We start from the raw sequence: 1,071 nt of genomic DNA on the forward strand, positions 1-1,071 counted from the left end.
GTCGTGGGAGAGGCCGGGGAAGGGTTTCGGGTGTTCCGGGAGGACGGGGCCGTCGTCGTCGAGGCCCGGTGCGACCGGGGGATGCTGTACGGGTTCTTCCATGTCGTGCGGCTCGGCGAGGCGGCGTTCACCGGGCCCGACGTCGTCGAACACCACGCCCCCGCGACCCCGCTGCGGATGCTGGACCACTGGGACAACGTCGCCGTGCACGAGGTGATGGGACAGGTCGAGCGCGGCTACTCCGGCGGGTCGATCTTCTACGACGACGGTCGGGTCCGCGCCGACCTCTCGCGCGTGGAGGCGTACGCACGCCTGCTCGCGTCGACCGGCATCAACCGGGTCGCGATCAACAACGTCAACGTGCACACCCGCGAGGCCCGGCTGCTCACCGACGGCCTGGCGGACGTGGCCCGGATCGCCGCAGTATTCCGGCCGTGGGGCATCCGGGTGCACCTGTCGGTGTCGTTCGCGGCGCCCACGACGCTGGGCGGGCTCGGCACGTCGGACCCGCTGGATCCTGGCGTTGCCGCCTGGTGGCGGAACACCGCGGACCGGGTCTGGGCCGAGATCCCCGACTTCGGTGGCTTCGTGGTCAAGGCCGACTCCGAGGGCCAGCCCGGCCCGTTCGCGTACGGACGCGACCACGCCGACGGCGCGAACATGCTCGCCGAGGCCGTCGCCCCGCACTGGGGGCTCGTCCACTGGCGCGCGTTCGTCTACGACCACCGGCAGGACTGGCGCGACCGCTCCACCGACCGGGCGCGGGCGGCCCACGACAACTTCGCGCCGCTCGACGGACGGTTCGCGCGGAACGTGATCGTGCAGGTCAAGTACGGCCCGATGGACTTCCAGGTGCGCGAGCCGGTTTCGCCGGTGATCGCGGCGATGCCGGACACGCGGGTCGCGCTGGAGCTCCAGGTCACCCAGGAGTACACGGGCCACCAGAAGCACGCGGTCTACCTGGGGCGCCAGTGGAGCGAGATCCTGAACTTCGACTTCGGCCAGGTTCCGCTCCCGGCCTCCCCGGCCGGCTCCCCCGCGCCCTCCCCGGCCTGTCTCTTATACACATCT

The 1,071-nt window shown here is 71.6% G+C and carries 1 pseudogene; it reads left to right on the top strand.

From position 1 onward, the window contains the following. Positions 1 to 30: 30 nt before the first annotated feature. Positions 31 to 1,071, top strand: a pseudogene (locus tag HGK34_RS22235) (alpha-glucuronidase); the annotation flags it as partial.

This window comes from Myceligenerans indicum (assembly GCF_016742955.1).
In the GTDB taxonomy this organism is placed as follows: domain Bacteria; phylum Actinomycetota; class Actinomycetes; order Actinomycetales; family Cellulomonadaceae; genus Myceligenerans; species Myceligenerans indicum.